5 protein-coding genes are annotated in these 5024 nt (G+C 64.9%); 4 read left to right on the plus strand and 1 reads right to left on the minus strand.

Going from position 1 to position 5024, the window contains the following annotated elements:
* Window positions 1–229 precede the first annotated feature (229 nt).
* On the minus strand, window positions 230–919 hold the full coding sequence (locus BGO62_RS11965; RefSeq protein WP_296642722.1) for a DUF6781 family protein: 690 nt from the start codon (window positions 917–919) through the stop codon (window positions 230–232).
* Between the two features lie 75 nt (window positions 920–994).
* On the opposite strand from BGO62_RS11965, the gene BGO62_RS11970 reads away from it, so the two are divergent.
* From BGO62_RS11970 to BGO62_RS11985, 4 genes are all read left to right on the plus strand, one after another.
* The gene (locus BGO62_RS11970) at window positions 995–1468 is read left to right on the plus strand and encodes a C40 family peptidase (RefSeq protein WP_296642724.1); all 474 of its coding nucleotides are present in this window, start codon (window positions 995–997) and stop codon (window positions 1466–1468) included.
* Entirely contained in the window at window positions 1452–2114 is a 663-nt protein-coding gene (locus tag BGO62_RS11975; protein ID WP_296642727.1) for a hypothetical protein, read from the plus strand. Before BGO62_RS11970 ends, BGO62_RS11975 begins: the two co-directional genes overlap by 17 nt.
* A gap of 95 nt (window positions 2115–2209) precedes the next feature.
* Window positions 2210–3223 (plus strand): Fe(3+) ABC transporter substrate-binding protein, encoded by a 1014-nt coding sequence (locus BGO62_RS11980; RefSeq protein WP_296642728.1) that lies wholly within the window; start codon window positions 2210–2212, stop codon window positions 3221–3223.
* 96 nt (window positions 3224–3319) lie between these two features.
* Window positions 3320–4909 carry an iron ABC transporter permease gene (locus BGO62_RS11985; protein WP_296642730.1) on the plus strand — a complete coding sequence of 530 codons (1590 nt, stop codon included), beginning with the start codon at window positions 3320–3322 and terminating at the stop codon, window positions 4907–4909.
* The last annotated feature ends 115 nt before the right edge of the window (window positions 4910–5024 follow it).

Here is a 5024-nt window from a genome sequence, read left to right on the forward strand (position 1 = left end):
TTCCCAGAGCATCGTTGGTTGTCGGAATCGGCAATGCCGAGAGTGTACCCGCAAGGGGCACGCCGGATTCGTAAGCCGCTAAAGCGACAACGACTCCGCAGTACCCGCAAGGTGCACGCCGGATTCGTAAGCCGCTAAAGCGACAACGACTCCGCAGTACCCGCAAGGGGCACGCCGGAAAGCCGCAAGCGGCGCAGCGGGCGCGCTTCCCCTGCCGGGGTGGCGGATATCAGGAACGCAGGCGCTCGCTCTGCCGTTTGAGCGACTCGGACAGCGCAGCCAGGATGCCGCTCGCCACCTGCGACAGACGCGCGCTGGCGGTGCTGGCCGACTCGCTCAGCCCGGCGCGCCCCGCTGCGCCGCCGGCCTTCACTCCGCCGGCCAGTTGCTCCAGCGCCTCGCGCACCTGCGTGCCGGTACGGGTGCCGCTGTGTTTCAGGTGGTCGCTCAGGGTTTCGAGCTCTTCCTTCAGTTTGCCGCCGGACTGGCTGGCGGTTTGCTTCAGGGTATCGATAATCTGCGCCTCCAGGTCGCGGAGCTGTTCCAGGCTGGCTTTCAGTTCATTGTCCTTGAAGGCCCTCCCCTGTTCGGCCGCTTCCTGCAGGGCATAGGAGACAGCCTGCGCAGCACTGCCGACGGCATCGTCCAGGCCGGATACGGCCTGCTTGAGGCCGTCCTTCATTTCTCCGCCGCGCGCAGTCAGGCCGCTGCCCACTCCGGAGGCAATCGCGGCGACGATCTCGCTCAGTTCGCTGAGTGCCATGCGGCGCTCATGCAGGACGCGCGCGGTCAATTCGCGCACGCGTTCGCGCAGGTCGGGCGTGGACACGGCTGCTGCCGCCTCGTCGTGCAATTGCACAAGTTGCGTGTTGTCGGGGATACTGGTCCGCTCGGAAGCGGGGGATTGCGCGTCGTTCATGGTGCTGTCCTCGGGTCAAGATTCGCTACGCATGGCCATAATTATCGTTTCAACTATAGAGCAGATTGTCATTCGATGAAGCCTGTACTGCTGTCCCTGCTGGCCTTGCTGTTGACGTCTCACGCATTCGCGGCGCAGGAAGACGATGTCCACATGTATGCCGTCAGCCTGGTGGGCAGCCCCTATCGATTGGGCGGCAGCGCGCCCGACAGCGGACTCGATTGCAGCGGTTTCGTCGGCCACGTATTCAGGCAGACGATCGGCATCCAGCTCCCGCGCGACAGCCGCGCGATCAGCGAAGCGACGCAGCCGCTCGCGCTGGCTGAACTCCAGCCCGGCGATCTGGTCTTCTTCAACACCCTCAACCGCGCGTTCTCCCATGTCGGCATTTATCTGGGCGAAGACCGTTTTGTGCACGCCGCGAGCAGCCGCACCGGGGCGGTCACGGTCTCCAGTCTCGGCGACCGTTACTGGCGCGAACGCTTCGACGGCGCCCGCCGCGTCGTCCCGGCCGGCGACATTCAGCCCGCGCTTGCCGCGCTGCAATAAGCGCTGCCCGGGTGCGCTCCGGCACGGCGTGCTGGCAGCGGCCTTGTTGATGCATTTTGCGCATGCGGCAAGCGATCTCAGCCTGGAAAGCGCGGACGCCGTCAACGAGGGGGAGTTGCGCTTCCTCGAAACGCCGCCCGCCAAACCCCTCCACCATCACCAGAACCGTATCCGCATCGATGCCGACAGCCTGGCTAGCGGCTGGGTCGGGCTGTATCAATGCCACGACCGGCTGGACGCCGTGCCGCTGCTGCAGATCACCTTCCGCGAAGGCTATGTGCGCGATCTCAAAATCGACCTCGCCCGCGGCATCGGACACGCCTGGGTCGAGGGCGCCAGCGTGCAACTGCGCAATGTCGAACCCGGTGCACGGCTGTGCCTGTCTGCGCAAACCCGCGCCCTGCGCAACACCGGAAACGGCTATTTCAGCCTGTTCAGCGGACCCTACATGCGCAAATTCCTTGACGGCTATTACCCCATGCGGGTGACGCTCGAGGTCGATTATCCCGCCGAGTCGCTCCAGCTGATCGACGTCAGCCCGGCGCCGCAAGCCGGGCTGAGTTTCGACGAACGCCCCGGCAACATCCGGCTGGAAACCCTGTTCGAAGGCGAGCTGCGCCTCCTGCTCCAGTTCGAACGCCGCTGATCGGCACCGGAATTAATTATATTCACGATGTATTGATAACCGTTCTCATTTTAAGTACGATTGCACGCATCGCCCCAACCGAGAAAGAATCCAAGATGAAACCGACCCTGACCCGGCTGCTTGCCGCCCTGGCATTCACCGCCGCCGCCCTGCCTGCGCTGGCCGAGGAAGTCGTGGTGTATTCCGCGCGCAACGAGCAGCTCATCAAGCCCTTGTTCGACGCCTATACCCGCGAAACCGGCGTACAGGTCAAGTTCATCACCGACAAGGAAGGGCCGCTGATGGCGCGCCTGAAAGCCGAGGGCAAGAACACCCCGGCCGACATGCTGCTGACCGTCGACGCCGGCAATCTGTGGCAGGCCTCCGAAGAGGGCCTGCTGCGTCCGATCCGCTCGCAAACCCTGCTAGCCAACGTGCCGGCCCATCTGCGCGATCCTGACAACGAGTGGTTCGGCCTGTCGGTGCGCGCCCGCACCATCGTGTACAACACCGGCAAGGTGAAGCCGGCCGAGCTGTCGACCTACGAAGACCTGGCCAGCCCGAAATGGAAAGGCCGCCTCTGTCTGCGCACCTCGAAAAAGGTCTACAACCAGAGCCTGGTAGCGATGATGATCACCGAATACGGCGAAGGCAAAACCGAAGACATGGTGCGCGGCTGGGTCGGCAACCTGGCGACCGCGCCCTTCCCCGACGACACCAAGGTAATGGAAGCGGTGGCCGCCGGCCAGTGCGACGTCACGCTGGTCAACACCTATTACTTCGGCCGCCTGATGGAAAAGAGCCCCAATCTGCCGCTGGCGATTTTCTGGCCCAACCAGAATCTGAAAAACAAGGCGGCCGGGGTGCACGTCAACATCTCCGGCGCCGGGGTCACACGCCATGCCAAGAACCCGGCCGGCGCGCAGAAACTGATCGAATGGCTGTCGTCCGACAAGGCGCAAAACCTGTTCGCCGACGTCAATCTGGAATACCCGGTCAACCCGAAGGTTTCGCCCGACAAGACGGTCGCGGCCTGGGGCGGCTTCAAGCAGAACCTGATCAACGTAAAAGAGGCTGGCAGCCTGCAGACCAAGGCCGTAAAATTGATGGATCGCGCCGGCTACAAATAAGCATCCATCTTGTCTGACACTGTTGCAGTTCCAGCAAAAGCGCCCTCCGCGGGCGTTTTTGTTTTGCCTGACGCCCGCCCCCGCATCGGCGGCTGGATGCTGTTCGCCCTGGCGGTGGCCGCGCTGGTGCTGGTGCCGGTGGCGGTCACCTTCTCTTCGTTCGCGCGGGTCGAGGGCGACATCCTCGCCCACCTGACCGAATTCGTGCTGCCCGAACTGGTGGGCAACACACTGTGGCTGGTGCTCGGGGTGGCGATCGGCGTCGGCGTGCTGGGCGTGTCGCTGGCCTGGCTCACGGCGATGTGCGAATTTCCCGGCCGTCGCCTGTTCGACTGGGCGCTGCTGCTGCCGCTGGCGCTGCCCGCCTACGTCACAGCCTTCGTCGCGATCGGTCTCCTGGACTTCACCGGCCCCTTGCAGACCTGGCTGCGCGAAAGCTGGGGCCTCACCGGCCTGCCCGAGATCCGCTCGCGCGGCGGCGTCATCCTGGTGATGTCGCTGGCGCTCTATCCCTATGTTTACCTGATTGCGAAAAACGCCTTCGCCACCCAGGGCGCGATCGCGCTGGAAGCGGCGCAGTCGCTCGGGCTCTCCCGCACCCAGGGCTTCTTCCGGGTGGCTCTGCCGATGGCGCGGCCGTGGATCGCCGCCGGGATGATGCTGGCGCTGATGGAAACCCTGGCCGATTTCGGCACCATGGCGATCTTCAACTACGACACCTTCACCACCGCCATCTACAAGGCCTGGTACAGCCTGTTCTCGCTGCCGGCGGCGGCGCAGCTGGCCTCGATCCTGATCCTGTTCGTGCTGGTCGCGGTGGTGTTCGAGCAGCGCTCGCGCACCCGGATGCGCTACGGTGCGGTCGGCCGCGGCGCCGCTTCACGACGCATCAAGCTGTCGCCGGCGCTGGCCGGGCTGGCCCTGCTGTATGCCGGTGCCGTGCTGGCGGCGGCTTTCCTCATTCCGATCACGCAACTGGCGCTGTGGACACGCGACGTCATCGCCGCCGATCTCGACGCCCGCTATTGGGCTTTTGCCTGGCATTCGGTGCTGCTGGCCGGCATGGGCGCGCTGATGGTGGTGGCCGTGGCGTTGCTGCTCGCCTACGCCGGGCGCCAGCGCCCCGGCCCGGCGATGATGTGGACGCAGCGCCTCGCCACCCTCGGCTATGCCTTCCCCGGCGCGGTGCTGGCGGTGGGCCTGTTCATTCCGGTGGCGGCGCTGGACAACTGGCTGATCGACACCGGCCGCGCCTGGTTCGGCTTCGACGGCAACGAAATCCTCAAGGGCACGCTCTTGGTGATGCTGCTGGCCTACCTGGTGCGCTTTCTCGCGGTAGGCTTCGGGCCCATCGACAGCGGCCTGCACCGGATCAGCCGCAACATCGACGAAGCGGCGAAAAACCTCGGCACCGGCGCGGCCGGCCTGTTAACGCGGGTGCATCTGCCGATGCTGCGCGCCAGCCTGTTGACCGCTGCCACGCTCACCTTCGTCGACATCATGAAGGAAATGCCGATCACCCTGATGACCCGCCCGTTCGGCTGGGACACGCTGGCGGTGCGGGTGTTCGAAATGACCTCGGAAGGCGAATGGGAGCGCGCCGCGCTGCCTTCGCTCGCCATTGTCATTGCCGGTATCATCCCCATCATTCTCATGACCTGGCGCGGAGCGCACTCCCATGGCTGAATTGATCCTCGATTCGGTTTCGCAGTCGTACGCCAAACGACAAATCATCGCCGACCTCACCTTCACGCTGCCGGAAGGCGCAATCGGCTGCCTGCTGGGCCCGTCGGGCTGCGGC

This window comes from Thiobacillus sp. 65-1402 (genome assembly GCF_001897685.1).
Lineage (GTDB): Bacteria > Pseudomonadota > Gammaproteobacteria > Burkholderiales > Thiobacillaceae > Thiobacillus.